At 60.0% G+C, this 15,677-nt stretch carries 13 protein-coding genes; 7 read left to right on the top strand and 6 right to left on the bottom strand.

Annotated features, from left to right (window positions below; genetic code table 11):
* Positions 1 to 26: 26 nt before the first annotated feature.
* From ACNYC6_RS10385 to ACNYC6_RS10415, 7 genes are all read left to right on the top strand, one after another.
* On the top strand, positions 27 to 1,280 hold the full coding sequence (locus ACNYC6_RS10385; RefSeq protein WP_419712219.1) for a DUF3426 domain-containing protein: 1,254 nt from the start codon (positions 27 to 29) through the stop codon (positions 1,278 to 1,280).
* Positions 1,281 to 1,465: 185 nt separating this feature from the next.
* Positions 1,466 to 2,476 (top strand): tRNA dihydrouridine synthase DusB, encoded by a 1,011-nt coding sequence (gene dusB / locus ACNYC6_RS10390; protein WP_419712220.1) that lies wholly within the window; start codon positions 1,466 to 1,468, stop codon positions 2,474 to 2,476.
* Complete coding sequence (gene fis / locus ACNYC6_RS10395; RefSeq protein ID WP_015093301.1) at positions 2,473 to 2,793, top strand: DNA-binding transcriptional regulator Fis; 321 nt, start codon at positions 2,473 to 2,475, stop codon at positions 2,791 to 2,793. The genes dusB and fis overlap by 4 nt, the downstream gene beginning before the upstream one ends.
* Positions 2,794 to 2,874: 81 nt before the next feature.
* Positions 2,875 to 4,482: a bifunctional phosphoribosylaminoimidazolecarboxamide formyltransferase/IMP cyclohydrolase gene (purH, locus tag ACNYC6_RS10400; RefSeq protein ID WP_419712221.1), complete on the top strand. Its 1,608-nt coding sequence runs from the start codon at positions 2,875 to 2,877 to the stop codon at positions 4,480 to 4,482.
* 156 nt (positions 4,483 to 4,638) lie between these two features.
* The gene (purD, locus tag ACNYC6_RS10405) at positions 4,639 to 5,934 is read left to right on the top strand and encodes a phosphoribosylamine--glycine ligase (RefSeq protein ID WP_419712222.1); all 1,296 of its coding nucleotides are present in this window, start codon (positions 4,639 to 4,641) and stop codon (positions 5,932 to 5,934) included.
* A 98-nt stretch (positions 5,935 to 6,032) separates the two neighbouring features.
* On the top strand, positions 6,033 to 8,810 hold the full coding sequence (locus ACNYC6_RS10410; RefSeq protein WP_419712223.1) for a response regulator: 2,778 nt from the start codon (positions 6,033 to 6,035) through the stop codon (positions 8,808 to 8,810).
* Positions 8,811 to 8,871: 61 nt separating this feature from the next.
* Positions 8,872 to 9,468, top strand: coding sequence for a MarC family protein (locus ACNYC6_RS10415; protein WP_419712224.1), 597 nt, complete (start codon positions 8,872 to 8,874; stop codon positions 9,466 to 9,468).
* A 19-nt stretch (positions 9,469 to 9,487) separates the two neighbouring features.
* Here the strand turns inward: ACNYC6_RS10415 and ACNYC6_RS10420 are convergent, their stop codons facing one another.
* From ACNYC6_RS10420 to cobG, 6 genes are all read right to left on the bottom strand, one after another.
* On the bottom strand, positions 9,488 to 10,150 hold the full coding sequence (locus tag ACNYC6_RS10420; protein ID WP_419712225.1) for a hypothetical protein: 663 nt from the start codon (positions 10,148 to 10,150) through the stop codon (positions 9,488 to 9,490).
* A 108-nt stretch (positions 10,151 to 10,258) separates the two neighbouring features.
* Positions 10,259 to 11,083, bottom strand: coding sequence for a hypothetical protein (locus ACNYC6_RS10425; protein ID WP_419712226.1), 825 nt, complete (start codon positions 11,081 to 11,083; stop codon positions 10,259 to 10,261).
* A 185-nt stretch (positions 11,084 to 11,268) separates the two neighbouring features.
* A complete protein-coding gene (gene cobJ, locus ACNYC6_RS10430; RefSeq protein ID WP_419712227.1) occupies positions 11,269 to 12,972 on the bottom strand; it encodes a precorrin-3B C(17)-methyltransferase in 1,704 nt (567 codons plus the stop codon).
* Positions 12,972 to 13,703, bottom strand: a complete 732-nt coding sequence (locus tag ACNYC6_RS10435; protein ID WP_419712942.1) for a precorrin-2 C(20)-methyltransferase — start codon at positions 13,701 to 13,703, stop codon at positions 12,972 to 12,974. Before ACNYC6_RS10435 ends, cobJ begins: the two co-directional genes overlap by 1 nt.
* A complete protein-coding gene (locus tag ACNYC6_RS10440) occupies positions 13,703 to 14,329 on the bottom strand; it encodes a precorrin-8X methylmutase (protein WP_416129421.1) in 627 nt (208 codons plus the stop codon). Before ACNYC6_RS10440 ends, ACNYC6_RS10435 begins: the two co-directional genes overlap by 1 nt.
* Positions 14,322 to 15,644 carry a precorrin-3B synthase gene (gene cobG, locus ACNYC6_RS10445; protein WP_419712228.1) on the bottom strand — a complete coding sequence of 441 codons (1,323 nt, stop codon included), beginning with the start codon at positions 15,642 to 15,644 and terminating at the stop codon, positions 14,322 to 14,324. The genes ACNYC6_RS10440 and cobG overlap by 8 nt, the downstream gene beginning before the upstream one ends.
* Between the last annotated feature and the right edge of the window lie 33 nt (positions 15,645 to 15,677).

The following is a 15,677-nucleotide window of genomic DNA, read 5'->3' on the forward strand; positions in this document are numbered from 1 at the left end:
AACGCCTGCACAAACCGGATCGCCGCATGACCGACAGCTTCGTCACCCAGTGCCCGCATTGCCAAACCAGCTTCCGCGTCAGCCACGCTCAGTTGAGCGTGGCACGTGGTGTCGTTCGCTGTGGCTCTTGCCTGCAGGTGTTCAATGCAGCCAAGCAATTGCTTGAGCAGGCTGGCAAAGAGCCGGTCGCTCCGACTGTCGTCGAAACACCACCAGCCGCGGAGCCCCGGGCCATCAGCCAAAAGCAATGGTCCGCCGCCGAGCTGGATCTGGACAGTCTCGACCTCGACGAAGAACTCGCCCGCCTCGAACAGCGGGAAATCCAGCCGACCACCGAATTCGGCCGGCCTCGCGAAGACAACCTCAGCGCGCGCCGCGACAGCGTCGAAAATGACGAGGAACCCTGGACCACCGACAGCCTGTTCAGCGAGTCGGTCGCCGACCGCACGCAAGCGGACAATGATCTTGATGACCTCGACACACTCGACTCGCCTGTCTCAGAGGAACCGCTGAACGAGACGGGCATACTTGCACGCACCGAACCGTCGCTGTCGCTGGAACCCGTGGAGCTGGACGACGAACCGCAGCCGCCGCAGCTTCGCCTGAACGATCCGCTCGACACACCGCTTCATCACGAACGCCTGTCGGCAACGACAACTGAAGAAATCGACGACGAACTGCCCTCGGTCGAGCCGCTGCGAAAGCGACGCGAACGCAGCGAACCGGGAGTTCGTGCCGAAGTCTTGCAAGACCTGACCGATGACCCACTGCAACTGGATTGGCAAAAACGCCGTTCCCCGTGGGGTCGCCGTTTTTTCTGGTTGTTGATGATCCTGCTCGGCGCCGGCGCACTCGTCGGCCAATACGTCGCGTACCACTTCGACGAACTGGCGCGCCAGGACCAGTACCGCCCATGGTTCCAGCAACTGTGCCCGCAAATCGGCTGCACCGTGCCTTCCAAGGTCGACATCGCGAAGATCAAAAGCAGCAATCTGGTAGTGCGCAGCCACCCGGAATTCAGCGGTGCACTGGTGGTCGATGCGATCATCTACAACCGCGCGACCTTCTCCCAGCCCTTCCCGTTGCTGGAATTGCGTTTTGCCGACCTCAACGGCCATCTGATCGCCAGTCGTCGCTTCAAACCCGGCGAGTACCTCAACGGCGACCTCGAAGGCATGGTGGAAATGCCTCCGCAAACGCCGATTCACATCGCGCTGGACATTCTCGACCCCGGCGCCAAAGCGGTGAATTACAGCCTGAGCTTCCACTCGCCCGAGTGAAACGATTCACTGCCCCCCGATTGACGACGGCTTTCTGACTACGCCCGCCCGGACCAAACCGCTGGCGATAACAGAATAACTGTTCAGATTTTGTTCAATTCGACCTTTATCCAGTCATCGAGAGCGGGTATCATGCCAACCCTTTTTCGAACTCTCATGATCCGGCCCCACAACAGGGAAGTCCTATGTCGGCGGTACGCATCGGTCCATATACATTACACAACGGCTTGATTCTCGCCCCGATGGCGGGCGTCACCGACCAACCCTTTCGTCAGTTGTGCAAGCGATTGGGCGCGGGACTAGTAGTCTCGGAAATGGTTACCAGCGACATGAGTTTATGGAACACCCGCAAGTCGCGGATGCGCATGATCCACGAAGGTGATCCCGAGCCACGCTCGGTACAGATCGCCGGTGGTGACGCACAGATGCTGGCGGATGCGGCCCGGGCCAACGTCGAACTGGGCGCACAGATTATTGATATCAACATGGGCTGTCCGGCAAAGAAGGTCTGCAACAAGGCCGCCGGTTCCGCACTGTTGAAAGATGAAGCACTGGTAACCGAGATCCTGCAGGCTGTCGTGGCGGCGGTCGATGTGCCGGTTACCTTGAAGATCCGTACCGGCTGGGACCGGGACAACAAGAATGGCCTGACGGTGGCGAAGATCGCCGAGCAGGCAGGCATTACGGCGCTGGCGGTCCATGGCCGCACCCGCGCCGACCTGTACACCGGTGAAGCCGAGTACGACACCATCGCCGCGATCAAGCAGGCGGTGTCGATGCCGGTTTTCGCCAACGGCGATATCGATTCGCCGGAAAAGGCCCGTTACGTGCTCGACGCGACCGGTGCCGATGGCCTGTTGGTTGGCCGGGCTGCCCAGGGGCGGCCATGGATTTTTCGCGAGATTGACCATTTCCTGCGTACCGGCGAGAAGCTCCCGGCGCTGGAGCTGGCCGAAGTGGAACGCATTCTGCTAGAGCATCTGGCTGCGCTGCACGCCTTCTATGGAGACGTGATGGGCGTGCGCATTGCTCGAAAGCATGTGGGCTGGTATCTCGCAACCTTGCCGGGCGCCAGGGAGTTTCGCGCCCACTTCAATCGTTTGGAAGATACGGAAGCACAATGCGCCAACGTTCAGGGCTTCTTTGCTGAACGTTACAAGAGCCTGACAGGGGACGGAGAGTGGGTGGCCGCATGACGATGATGACCGAGACTTTAGTGAGTGGAACAACACCCGTGAGCGACAACGTGAATTTGAAACAGCACCTCAATACCCCGAGCGAAGAAGGCCAGACCCTTCGCGGGAGTGTCGAGAAAGCGCTGCACAATTATTTCGCCCACCTTGAGGGCGCTGCCGTCACGGATGTGTACAACCTGGTGCTCTCCGAAGTCGAGGCTCCCCTGCTCGAATGCGTGATGAACTACGTCAAGGGCAACCAGACCAAGGCCAGTGAGATGCTCGGACTGAACCGGGGCACGCTGCGCAAGAAACTCAAGCAGTACGATTTGCTGTAAGCATTCAATCAAACCAGAAAGGCGCCCGCGTAAAACCGGTCGCCTTTTTTGCTGACTCCTTTGCTTTTGATGGAAATTGAGATGACCGACCAGACTACCCGCCTGCCGATCCGCCGCGCTTTGATCAGCGTTTCCGACAAGACCGGGATCCTCGAATTCGCCAAAGAGCTTGAAGCCCTGGGCGTCGAGATCCTCTCCACCGGCGGAACGTTCAAGCTGCTGCAGGACAACGGCGTTGCCGCAGTGGAAGTCGCTGATTACACCGGTTTTGCCGAAATGATGGACGGCCGGGTAAAAACCCTGCACCCGAAAATCCACGGCGGGATCCTCGGTCGTCGCGGTATCGACGACGCCATCATGAACGAGCACGGCATCAAGCCGATCGATCTGGTAGCGGTGAACCTGTACCCGTTCGAAGCCACCATCAACAAGCCAGGCTGCGACCTGCCGACCGCGATCGAGAACATCGACATCGGCGGCCCGACCATGGTCCGTTCCGCAGCCAAGAACCACAAAGACGTGGCCATCGTGGTTAACGCCGGCGATTACGCCAGCGTCCTGGAAAACCTCAAGGCCGGCGGCCTGACCTACGCTCAGCGTTTCGACCTGATGCTCAAGGCCTTCGAACACACCGCTGCTTATGACGGCATGATCGCCAACTACATGGGCACCGTGAACCAGGCTGCCGAGACACTCTCGACCTCCGGCCGCAGCGAATTCCCACGCACCTTCAACAGCCAGTTCATCAAGGCCCAGGAAATGCGCTACGGCGAGAACCCGCACCAGAGCGCGGCGTTCTACGTGGAGGCCAATCCTGCCGAAGTCGGCATCGCCACCGCGACCCAACTGCAAGGCAAGGAACTGTCGTACAACAACGTGGCCGACACCGACGCCGCGCTGGAATGCGTGAAGAGCTTCGTCAAGCCGGCCTGCGTGATCGTCAAGCACGCCAACCCGTGCGGCGTGGCCGTCAGCCCTGACGCTGAAGGCGGTATCCGCAAGGCCTACGACCTGGCTTACGCCACCGACACCGAATCGGCTTTCGGCGGCATCATCGCCTTCAACCGCGAGCTGGACGCCGAGACTGCCAAGGCCATTGTCGAGCGTCAGTTCGTCGAAGTGATCATCGCGCCATCGGTCAGCGAAGAAGCCCGCGCCATCGTCGCGGCCAAAGCCAACGTACGCCTGCTGGCCTGCGGCGAGTGGTCGGCTGACCGCGCCGCTGCCTGGGACTACAAGCGCGTCAACGGTGGCCTGCTGGTGCAGAGCCGCGACATCGGCATGATCAGCGCCGATGACCTGAAAGTCGTGACCAAACGCGCACCGACCGAACAGGAAATCCACGACCTGATCTTCGCCTGGAAAGTCGCCAAGTACGTGAAGTCCAACGCCATCGTCTACGCCAAGAATCGCCAGACCATCGGTGTCGGCGCGGGCCAGATGAGCCGCGTGAACTCGGCACGTATTGCTGCAATCAAGGCAGAGCATGCTGGCCTGCAGGTAGCCGGCTCGGTGATGGCTTCCGACGCATTCTTCCCGTTCCGCGACGGTCTGGACAATGCAGCCAAAGTTGGCATCACTGCGGTGATCCAGCCAGGCGGTTCGATGCGTGACGCAGAAGTGATTGCCGCCGCTGACGAAGCCGGCATCGCCATGGTCTTCACCGGCATGCGCCATTTCCGTCACTGATTCAACTCGATCCAAATGTGGGAGCTGGCCTGCCAGCGATAGCCTCTCCTCGGTCTAACTGATGAACCGGGTCGCCAGCATCGCTGGCAGGACAGCTCCCACAGAAAAGCAGCCTCAGTGCTGCCTCCAGAATTAGCGTCATCCGAGGTTTTTGAAATGAATGTTTTGATCATTGGCAGCGGTGGCCGTGAACACGCCCTGGCCTGGAAAGTGGCTCAGGATCCGCGCGTACAGAAGGTTTTCGTCGCGCCTGGCAACGCCGGTACCGCCATCGAAGCCAAGTGCGAAAACGTCGCCATCGACGTGCTGGCCCTTGAGCAACTGGTGGACTTTGCCGAGAAAAACGTTTCCCTGACCATCGTTGGTCCGGAAGTACCACTGGTCGCTGGCGTCGTTGACCTGTTCCGCTCCCGCGGTCTGGACTGCTTCGGCCCGACCGCTGGCGCCGCTCAGCTGGAAGGCTCGAAAGCCTTCACCAAGGACTTCCTGGCTCGCCACAAGATCCCGACCGCCGACTACCAGAACTTCACCGAAATCGAGCCGGCTCTGGCTTACCTGCGTGAAAAAGGTGCGCCGATCGTAATCAAGGCCGATGGCCTGGCGGCCGGTAAAGGCGTGATCGTTGCCATGACCCTGGCCGAAGCCGAAGACGCCGTGCGCGACATGCTGGCGGGCAATGCCTTCGGCGATGCCGGTTCGCGCGTGGTGATCGAAGAATTCCTGGACGGCGAAGAGGCCAGCTTCATCGTCATGGTCGACGGCAAGAATGTGCTGCCGATGGCCACCAGCCAGGACCACAAACGCGTCGGCGACGGCGACACCGGTCCGAACACCGGCGGCATGGGTGCTTACTCCCCTGCTCCAGTTGTGACCAGCGAAGTGCACAAGCGCGTCATGGACCTGGTGATCTGGCCGACGGTTCGCGGCATGGCCGAGGAAGGAAACGTCTACACTGGCTTCCTGTACGCGGGCCTGATGATCGACAAGGCTGGTAACCCAAAAGTTATCGAATTTAACTGCCGTTTCGGCGACCCTGAAACCCAACCTGTCATGCTGCGTTTGCAGTCGAGTCTGGTGTTGCTGGTAGAAGCGGCGTTGGCACAGGCGCTGGACAAGGTCGAGGCACAATGGGATCCACGTCCGAGCGTCGGCATCGTGCTGGCTGCAGGCGGCTATCCTGGTGACTACGCCAAAGGCGCGGCCATCAAGGGCCTGGATGCAGCGGCGGCACTGGACGGTAAAGTCTTCCATGCCGGTACTGCTCTCAAAGACAGTCAGGTAGTAACCGCCGGTGGTCGGGTGCTTTGCGCCACTGCCATGGGCGCCAGCGTCGATGCTGCACAGCAGCAAGCTTACAAACTGGCGGCCAGTATTGATTGGGAAGGCTGTTTCTATCGCAAGGACATTGGCTACCGTGCCATTGCCCGCGAGCGTGGCGAAAATCAGGAATAAGCTTCCATTCAGCCAGGCAAGGGCTTCGAGCCCTTGCCTGACTATTCCGGCGCCGCGCATAGTTATATTCTGGCATTAACCTACGAAGGGATTTCGCCGTGCGCTGGCTCAGGATTGCCATAGGTTTCACCGTCACTCTGCTGACCCTGCTCTGCATGCTCCCGGCTCAGGCCGGACAAGGCAGTGGCCTAGCGGTATTGCTCGACGAACAGGGCGACCTGCAACTGAGCGACATCCGCTCCGCTCGCTACACCAACCAATTCAGTCCTATCGACCTTGAACACATCACCGCAGCCGAACCCGATGGTGCGCTCTGGCTACGCTTTCGTCTTGCACCGGGCAAGCATGAGCAGCTGCTGAGAGTATTTGCACCCGACCTGCTGCAACTCAATATGTACGTGCTGGACGGCGACAAGCTGATCGAGCAATCGAGCACCGGCCACAAACAGCCCCAGGCTGACCGACCACTGCCCAGCAGCGACTTCATGCTGCCGTTGCCGCAAGTCGACAAACCCCTCGACGTTTACCTGCGACTGGTCTCCGAACACCAGTTACGGCCCTTTATCACCCTGCAATCGGCGGTGATGGCCGCGGCCAGCCAGAACCAGACGTTGATCTACGGCCTGCTGCTGGGCTGCATCGGCATGCTGATCCTGCACAACCTCATCCGTTACGCCTACACCCGCTCACGCAGCAGTCTCTGGCTCGCCGTCTGCGAAGGTTTGCTGATGCTCAGCCTGGTGCTGTTGCTGAATCTGGCCGGGCCCTGGCTGCCGAACTGGCAAGCCGTACAAACACCCGGCGCCTACCTCGCCTTGCTACTGACGGCACCTGCCGGTCTGATGTTCGCCTATCGCTTCTTCACCCCACTCGGCCCACACCCGCTGAACAAACTGATGCTCGGCGAGATCCTGTTCATTACGATCTGCGGCCTGTTGCTGCTGTTCGTCAACACATTGCCGCTGAACATCATCACCTATGGCCTGGTCGCCCTGGCGGGACTGACCATGCTGTTCGTCAGCACCTATCACTGGCAAAAGGGCTATCGCCCGGCGCGACTGTTCGTGGCGGCGATGGTAGCGTTCAACCTCGGCACGCTGATCATCCTGCCCGCACTGCTGGGGCTGACCCTGATCGAACCCCATGGCCTGATCACCACGCTGCTCGCGTTCATTTGCATCAGCGGCCTGCTGATGAGCATCGCCTTGAGCGAGCGCCAGCGCCGCATCACGGAAGATCGCTTCAGCATCAGCCGCGATCTGGCAGCCAGCAACGCCGAGATCAATGCCAAGGCCGAATTCCTGGCAAAGATCAGCCACGAGATCCGCACGCCGATGAATGGCGTGCTGGGTATGACCGAGCTGCTGCTCGGTACGCCACTCTCGGTCAAGCAGCGTGACTATGTGCAGACCATCCATAGCGCTGGCAACGAGCTGCTGACGCTGATCAACGAAATTCTCGACATCTCCAAACTCGAATCCGGGCAAATCGAACTCGACGACGTGCAATTCGATCTCAATGCACTGATCGAGGACTGCCTGAGTATCTTCCGCGCCAAGGCCGAACAGCAGAACGTCGAGCTCATCAGCTTCATCCAGCCGCAAGTGCCGCGGGTCATCAGCGGTGATCCGACCCGCTTGCGCCAGACCCTGCTGAGCCTGCTGGAAAACGCCCTGAAGAAAACCGATGAAGGTGAAATCCTGATCGTCGTCGCCCTCGATGAGCGCAGCACCAAACCGCGCCTGCGTATCGCCGTGCAGGACAGCGGCGAACCGATGGACGCCGAAGAGCGTGATGCGCTGATGCATGCCGAACTGCACAGCAAGCACTTCCTGTCGGCCAACCGCCTGGGCGGTAATCTGGGACTGGTGATCGCCCGTCAGCTGATTCGCTTGATGCAAGGCGAGTTCGGCATCAAGAGTGGCACCAGCCAGGGCAGCACCTTGTGGCTGACCTTGCCGCTGGACCCTGATCGTCTCGAACACCCGACCTCCGACCTCGATGGCCCGCTGCAAGGTGCGCGGGTATTGGTGGTGGATGACAACGACACCTGTCGCAAGGTCCTCGTGCAGCAGTGCAGCGCCTGGGGCCTGAACGTCAGCTCTGCGCCGTCCGGCAAGGAAGCCCTGGCGCTGCTGCGGACCAAGGCGCACTTGCGTGACTACTTCGACGTGGTCCTGCTGGACCAGAACATGCCCGGCATGACCGGCATGCAACTGGCCGCCAAGATCAAGGAAGACCCGAGCCTGAACCACGATATCCTGCTGATCATGCTCACCGGCATCAGCAATGCGCCGAGCAAGATCATTGCGCGCAATTCGGGGATCAAGCGCATCCTCGCCAAACCGGTGGCCGGCTACACCCTCAAGACAACCCTGGCCGACGAACTGACCCAGCGCAACAAGGGCCTCGCCGTCATGCAGCTACCCTCTTCCGGCCCGACGCTGCCAGTCAAGGTGCCCAGCGACTTCCGTATTCTGGTGGCCGAAGACAACAGCATCTCGACCAAGGTTATCCGCGGCATGCTGGGCAAGCTCAATTTGCAACCGGACACTGCCAGCAATGGCGAGGAAGCCTTGCAGGCAATGAAGGCCCAGCGCTACGACCTGGTGCTGATGGACTGCGAAATGCCGATCCTCGACGGCTTTTCGGCCACCCAGCAATTGCGCGCCTGGGAAGTCGGCAACCAGCGGACCCGTACTCCCGTGGTGGCATTGACTGCACACATCCTCGCCGAACATAAAGAGCGAGCACGTCAGGCCGGCATGGACGGGCACATGGCCAAACCGGTCGAACTCTCGCAGTTGCGCGAGTTGATCGAACACTGGGTTGCACAGCGTGATCTGCAGAACCGCACGGCGACACCAACGTCCTGAGCCGACAGCCCCATCGCCTGATAGACTCCCACTCGACTTCCCTCGCCAGTGAGCTTGCACCATGCTCCATGTGTTGTTCAGCGTTTACCTGAAGATGCTGGTGCTCTACAGCCCGTTCTTCGTGTTGTCCTGTTTCATCAGCCTCACCCGCGGTTACTCACGCAAGGAACAACGTCGGCTGGCCTGGAAAGTGGCGACCGCCACGCTGGTCTCCAGTGTCTTGCTGTACCTGTTTGGCCGAGTGATTTTCGACGTTTTCGGCATCACCGTGGACGCGTTCCGCATTGGCGCCGGCAGCGTACTCTTCATCTCCGCATTGGGCATGGCCCAGGGCAAGTCGGCCGTGCAGACCGACAACGTGCAGCAGGACGTGACCATCGTCCCGCTGACCATCCCGCTGACGGTCGGCCCCGGCACCATCGGTGCCTTGCTGGTCATGGGCGTGAGCCAGCCGCACTGGGACGACAAGCTCACGGCCATTCTCAGTATTGCCCTGGCCAGCTTCACCGTTGGCGTTGTGCTGTACCTGTCCAATCACATCGAGCGCATTCTCGGCGACCAGGGGTTGCAGATTGTCAGCCGGTTGATGGGATTGTTTGTGTGTGCGCTGGCGGCGCAGATTATTTTCACCGGGGTGAAGGGCTATCTGGTGCCCTAGCGGCCACCCGTTTCCCTGCTCATCGCAACGTCACGATCTGCTCCTGACGCCGATGCTCCAGCAATGAAATGATAGTCGCGCGGGACAGGTCGTAATCCTCGCGCTCCACGAGCGCTTGATAGCTGCTGACTGTCAGGTTTGCGTTGGCCTTTTCAAGACTGAAACGCTGCGTAGCAAGACTCTTGGTCACCGGCTCGCCATTCTCGAAAGCAATCGTCAAGACGATCAGGTGGGTGCCTTCGGACATAACGCCCACCTGCAAGCGTATACAGCGTTCATGCTGTAGGGCATGCGTTCGCAGCAACTCATTGGGGGCTGAAGCCGTGTCTTGGCGTGAGAGTCGCTCCAGGCTTGCGGTCAGCGATCTTAGCGCCCCAGCTGGCACAGCCTGTCCGACGATCTGCGGCAACAACTCACGCAAAGTGAAACTGTCGGGCAGCGTTGCCGGAATGGTGACATGGCTATCGCTGTACAGTGTACCGCCCAGCGTCCTGACAGCCATCTTGTTCGCATACGCCCAGTCGGCAACCGTGCTGTCGTCAGAGTTTTTAAGCGAAGCCACCGTGTGCGCATAAAGCAGTGCGTCCAGGCCATCCTGCGTGTCAGCTTCAGATAATTCTTTGGCCACCACGATCATGCAGCCTGCGCAAACATAAGTACTGTAGTTCAACTCCGTGCTCATTGATTCCCCCTCTCAAAAAACTTCAAAGCACTGCCGAATGCCAGCCAATAAAATTCTTTATTACAACAGCGAACCTGATTGACCGGCATAAACACACACCTGTACTTATCAGGCGGTTTGAGCTGATTTAAACTCGTAAGAAAGTGCTTTTTGGCGATTTTCAGCCAACGCCTTCAAGAGCAATGGCTCGACCATCAAATAATCTTCTTCATCCATGTGCATGGTGGCAGCACCGTTGTAAACCTCGACACTGGAGGTACTCCACTCAACGAACAACACTTTGGTCGGCTGCACTTTGGCAAAGTACTGAACTGCGGCAATGGTCATGGTGATATCGCTGTCCGCACCTTCCATTGCCGCCGACATGCAGAAGTTCCCGCCTTCAGCTTTCTTGGCGTTGCGCTCAAACAACTTCAGCGCTTCCGGTTCATTCTTTAATGCCTCCATGGTCGAATCGGCCACGCTGGACAGCACCTTGAGCGCCGTCGCGCCTTTGCTGACCGCCACGCCAACCGCGGCATGCAGAATACCGAGTGCAACATTGTCCATCGTCAGCTTCATGGAGGTCGATTGATAGCGATTATAAGGCTCACTGAAAGCGAACCATCCCGCCAGTTTCATCAACCTCATGAACTCGTTGTACCGTTGTTCTTTCTGGCTGGCTGCCGGGTATTTAAGCAACGCCACCAGATCGGCGTACATATAGGTGTTTTTTACAATACGCTTACTACGCCTGGACACGCTTGCATCGAATCCGGCGATACCCGTCCCCATAATGGCGGTATTCAGTTCATCCTTGTCGATGGGAAGTTCAATACGGGAAGAGATGGAACGCGAACGGGGCCGCGGCAACTGCGCAATGAAATTATTACACTCGTGAATTAACGCAATACGTTCAGCCGGAGCCATTTTTTGATTGATAACTTCAGTCACTTTATTGATTCCTTTCAAATTAATTAATCGCCATTGGGGCGCAAGAACAAAACTAACGCCACAACATCAGCTAATCAAACAACAAGGAATTCAATTAATTTCAGAAAAACCAACCGGGTCATTATTAACCCCTTATAACAACCCGATTCCTATAATTGAGCGCGGCCCGAACGGGCCGCTTGAAATCAAGAAACAGGTTTCTCGCCATACCAGCGTGGCGTGTAGACCCACTCACCACCTTCGGCACGCGCAAAAACACAGGTCAGGGATGAACCGATCAGGACCATGGTGCGCATGTCGACCTGATCCGGGGTCAACTGGCCCAAAGTCGTTACCCGCAGTGTCTGTCCCGGGCGACCGATATCCCGGCCCAATACCACCGGTGTTTCCGGCACACGGTGACGGGCGACGATCTCCAGCGCCTGGCCCAATTGCCATGGACGAGAGCGCGAGATCGGGTTGTAAAAAGCCAACGCCAGATCAGCTTGAGCAGCCAGGTCCAGGCGCTTCTCGATAATTGCCCAAGGCTTGAGATTATCGGACAGGGACAACACACAAAAATCATGCCCCAGCGGCGCACCGGCCTGCGCGGCCGTGGCCAGTGAGGCGGAAACTCCCGGCAAAACTTCCAGATCGACGCTGTGCCAATGGGCGTCGGTGGATTCGTGCAACGCCTCCAGCACTGCCGCCGCCATGGCGAAAACCCCCGGGTCACCCGAGGAAACCACAACCACCGATCGCCCTTGGGCAGCCAGTTCGAAGGCGTGACGGGCGCGTTGCATCTCTTCGCGGTTATCGGTGCAGTGCAACACTTGATCGGCGCGAAACGGACCTGCCATGCGCACGTAAGTCTCGTAACCCAGCACATCATTGGCGCGAGCCAGTTCCGCCTTCACGGCGGGCACCATCAGTTCAGCGGCCCCCGGCCCCATGCCGATCACGGCCAAGCGTCCGCGAGAGCGGCCGATCTGCAACGGATCCAGCGGACTCTCGGCGACAGCGATGGCAATCGCATCGTCGCCAAGCACGGAAACAGGCTGGCCGACAGCGATGCGCACTAGCTCACCAACATCGGTATCCGCTTTTGCAAAACGTAGAGGAACGCCCAACTCAAGTGCCGCTTCACGTAGCGCGGGGCTGGCCATTTGCGTATCGGACGCCAACAGGCAGGTCAGTGATTGCACCGCGATTGCCGCTTGATGCAAAGCCCCGCGAACCGCATTCGGCAGATCGGTAACACCGCCACTGACCGCCACTACGACGTTGCGTGGATAGATCAACAGTTCGTTGGCCGACGGTGTCCGTTCGGTATGACCAACATGCACCGCCAATCGGGCCTGAGCATCCTCAGGCAATTGCGCTTGCGCCAACCAAGGCGCCGCGCCTTCGATGCGCACCGTTTCACCGGCCAGCAGATCGGAAACGAAACGCTTGCCCAACTCCAGATCACCGAGTGCATAGCCGCTGGGCGGGTTGAGCAGGCACGTGCCAAAACGCAACTCGCCGCTGGTGGTGATGGCCGGTGCAACGTGCAGATGGGCAGCAATCTCCCGCGCCATCACGTTCACGCCGCCCAGACCACCAAGCAACGGCACCACGGCACTGCCGTCTTCGGCCACCGCCAGTACCGGTGGCTCCGCACCCTTTTCCAGCAGCAACGGCGCCAGCGTGCGGATCACGATTCCCGCCGCGCACAAGGCGATGATCGGCGAGCCCTGTTGATACAGCTCGCGCAGAGTTGCGCCGAATTCGCCATAGGCACGGTCTGCGCCATCGACACGTTCGGCCAGGCCATGAATCAGGGCACCGGGATAGACCTGCTGAATTGTGCGCGCGGTCGCGAGACTGCCGTTGCCGAGAATGACAATCGCTGGAACTGGAGGGGTCATCAGCCTTGCCACCTTTCGCCGGGAACGATGATCAGCGAGAAGTACGGCGAGGACATCGGTTCGACCTGATCCAGCGGCACGATTTTCTGGTTGGCCATGGTCGCGCGCTCGACGTACAACGCGCGCTCGGCCAGTCCGAGTTCTTCGAGCACCTGACGAACCTTGGGAAAGTTGCGCCCCAGTTTCATGATCACCGCCGCATCGGCATCGGCCAGGCGACGCATGAGTTCGTCGTGGGGCAACACGCCGGACAACACCGACAGGCTCTGATTGCGATACACCAGCGGCGCACCCAGTACCGAGGCACCGCCGAGCATCGAGCACACTCCCGGCACGACTTCGGCCTGATAGCGCTCGGCGAGCCGGTCGTGCAGGTACATGTAGGAGCCGTAAAAGAACGGATCGCCTTCGCAGATCACCGCCACGTCGCGACCGGCATCGAGGTGCGCCGCGAGCTCTTCAGCGGCGTCATCGTAAAAATCGCTGATTACCTGCTCATAGGACAACGGCGCCGGCAACGCTTCGGTGGTCACCGGGTAAACCAGCGGCAACAGGTTCTGCGCTTCCTGCAGATGCGCCTCGATGATGCCGAACGCATTGCCCTTTTTACCCTTGGCGACGAAGTACGCCACCACCGGCGATTCGCGCAGCAGGCGCAGGGCTTTCACGGTAATCAGTTCCGGATCACCCGGGCCCACGCCAAGGCCGATCAAACGTCCAGGTTGCTGCATCATTCGATCTCCGTGGCGAGGGCATTGACGGCGGCGGCGGCCATGGCGCTACCGCCCAGGCGACCTTGCATGATAACGAAAGGCACACCACGGCTGTCTGCCGCCAACGCTGCCTTGGATTCGGCGGCGCCGACGAAGCCCACCGGGAAGCCGAGGATCAACGCCGGTTTCGGTGCACCGGCGTCGAGCATTTCCAATAAATAGAACAGTGCGGTCGGCGCGTTGCCGATCACCACCACGCTACCCTCCAAATGAGGCCGCCATAGCTCCAGCGCAGCGGCGGAGCGGGTGTTGCCCAACTCTCGAGCAAGCTCCGGAACGCTCTCGTCGCGCAGTGTACAGATCACCTGATTGTTCGCCGGCAACCGTGCGCGGGTCACGCCTTCGGACACCATCCGCGCATCACACAGGATCGGTGCGCCGGCAGCCAACGCATCACGCCCCGCCTTGCCCGCACCTTCGGAAAACTGCAAACCGTCGATGGCATCGACCATGCCGCAGGCGTGTATCACCCGAACCGCAAGTTTTTCCAGATCGGCCGGAATGCGCGCGAGGTTGGCCTCGGCGCGAATGATCGCGAAGGAGTTGCGATAGATCTCCTGACCGTCGCGGATGTAATCAAGCATCAAGGGGGCTCCGTGAGCGGGCGTCGAGCAAAGTCGCGACCGCTTCAATAGTAAGGTTGCGTGCGTGCAGGGCGCCGAAACCGGGCTGCGCTGCATCGCGAAAATAGAGATCGTAGTGACCGGGGGCGACGGCCAGTAATGTGACCGGCGCAATGTGCGCGGCGGCACAGGAACGCGGGCAACCGCTCAGGTGCACATTCAGCGCCTGCCCGTGACGTTGCAGCAGTGTCGACAGTTGCAGGGCATCGCCCTTGGTCTCGGCCAGGCCTTTGCCACAGCCGTTTGAACCGGTGCAGGCGATCAGTCGTGTCAACGATTGTCCGGGGTCGCACAACAGGCCCAGCTGTTGCAGGCGCTGTATGGCGCCTGCGAAATGTTCATGACGGATATTGGGCAACAGCAGGCTCTGCCACGGTGTGAACCGCAGGTGGCCGTCGCCGAACTGCTCGGCCAGTTTTGCCGCGCCTCGCAGCATGGCGGGATCAAGTCGCCCCAGCGGCGGCACGGCGCCCACATAAAAAAGATTGGCCTGAGCCTGGGCGTGGGCGCCAATGTGCAAGACCGTCGAGTCCGGGGTGCGTTGCCAATCACTGACGGCCTGGATGGCAACACACTCGGCCAGTCGACTCAGAACGCTTTCGATTGAGTGCTCAGCCAGCAAATGACGCATCCGCGTTTGTTCGGGGCGTGCCAGCTCAAGGAACAACTCAAGCAGCGCAACCACCAGACAAAGACCCTCGCCCAGTGCAACCGAGCCGATGGGCCGGTCAGTGGGGCATCCGGCCAGACCAAACGCCAGGCGCGTCACGCCGTCTCGTTCAAAGGCCGAGAGCCATACATCATGGGGATGTTCAAGCATCGCTAAACGCTCGCCGCCGTCGAGTTGTACGGCAAACTTGGCACTCAAGTCGTGGAAGCACTGACGGGTTTGCAGCGTGTCGAGAATCCGCTCAGCCAATGGGCGCGTATCCAGCAACATCTGCCGATCGATCCCGGCACTCGGGCTGAGCATCAGGTTGCGCACATCGTCGCCCGCCGCCGTGCGCGGGCCCAAGCCTGCAATCAGCAGCGCGTCGATCAACGCACTTTGCTCACTGCCGATTCCGCGGATCTGCAGGTTGGCGCGATTCGTTGCCTCAATCGCCCCGCTTGCATAACGCTCTGCCGCATCGGCCACCGCCACGGCCTGAGCGCTGCTGAGCGAGCCACCGTTCAACTTGATCCGACAGATACCACCGTCCAGCGCCGGAACAATACGCAGCAACCCCGGACAAGCCGAGGGGCGTAGGGCGGTGGACAGTGGGCGTTGGTTCAAGGGGGACCCGTTCAGGTAGCGAGGCGATTCGCG

Source organism: Pseudomonas sp. NFX224, assembly GCF_048565165.1.
Lineage (GTDB): Bacteria > Pseudomonadota > Gammaproteobacteria > Pseudomonadales > Pseudomonadaceae > Aquipseudomonas.

Coding starts and splice junctions, on each gene's coding strand:
- ACNYC6_RS10385 (WP_419712219.1), top strand. CDS start 27: ATGACCGACAGCTTCGTCACCCAGTGCCCGCATTGCCAAACCAGCTTC.
- dusB (WP_419712220.1), top strand. CDS start 1,466: ATGTCGGCGGTACGCATCGGTCCATATACATTACACAACGGCTTGATT.
- fis (WP_015093301.1), top strand. CDS start 2,473: ATGACGATGATGACCGAGACTTTAGTGAGTGGAACAACACCCGTGAGC.
- purH (WP_419712221.1), top strand. CDS start 2,875: ATGACCGACCAGACTACCCGCCTGCCGATCCGCCGCGCTTTGATCAGC.
- purD (WP_419712222.1), top strand. CDS start 4,639: ATGAATGTTTTGATCATTGGCAGCGGTGGCCGTGAACACGCCCTGGCC.
- ACNYC6_RS10415 (WP_419712224.1), top strand. CDS start 8,872: ATGCTCCATGTGTTGTTCAGCGTTTACCTGAAGATGCTGGTGCTCTAC.
- ACNYC6_RS10420 (WP_419712225.1), bottom strand. CDS start 10,150: ATGAGCACGGAGTTGAACTACAGTACTTATGTTTGCGCAGGCTGCATG.
- cobJ (WP_419712227.1), bottom strand. CDS start 12,972: ATGACCCCTCCAGTTCCAGCGATTGTCATTCTCGGCAACGGCAGTCTC.
- ACNYC6_RS10435 (WP_419712942.1), bottom strand. CDS start 13,703: ATGCAGCAACCTGGACGTTTGATCGGCCTTGGCGTGGGCCCGGGTGAT.
- ACNYC6_RS10440 (WP_416129421.1), bottom strand. CDS start 14,329: ATGCTTGATTACATCCGCGACGGTCAGGAGATCTATCGCAACTCCTTC.